At 60.4% G+C, this 528-nt stretch carries 1 protein-coding gene; it reads left to right on the top strand.

The genetic code is table 11. The features are described from left to right. A partial coding sequence (locus tag ACR0LL_RS21355; protein ID WP_480589350.1) for a thiamine pyrophosphate-binding protein occupies positions 1-528 on the top strand: 528 nt, incomplete at both ends.

The following is a 528-nucleotide window of genomic DNA, read 5'->3' as shown; positions in this document are numbered from 1 at the left end:
GCGCCGCTGATCTGTTGGCCGAGCCGTTGTATGGGGCCGGATGCCGCCCTGCATTTTGCATGCCGGGAGGCGAGGTTCTGACGCTGTTGGTTGGGCTGGAACAGGCTGGGATCGCGTTTCACCTGACCAAACACGAAAACGCGGCAGGTTTCATGGCCGAGGCCGTTCATCATCGCGATGGCGCACCTGCCATCCTTGTTGCAACTCTTGGGCCCGGCGCGATGAACGGGATCAACGTGGTGGCCAATGCGCTGCAGGATCGGGTTCCGATGATTGTTCTTACCGGTTGTGTCGATGCTGACGAAGCACTGACCTATACACATCAGGTCATGGACCATAGCCAAGTGTATCGCTCGATCACCAAGGGGACGTTTCTGATGACGGGAGAAGGCGCCGACATTGTCGCGGACAAGGCCGTTTCGCTGGCCAACCAACCGCGCCCCGGCCCTGTGCATATCGATGTCCCGATCTCGGTCGCGGATACGCGCGTCTCCACCACCAAACGTCGTCGTCTTGCCAAACCGGCCG

It is taken from the genome of Ruegeria sp. AI2 (assembly GCF_056541275.1).
This window is presented reverse-complemented; position numbering and strand designations above follow the sequence as displayed.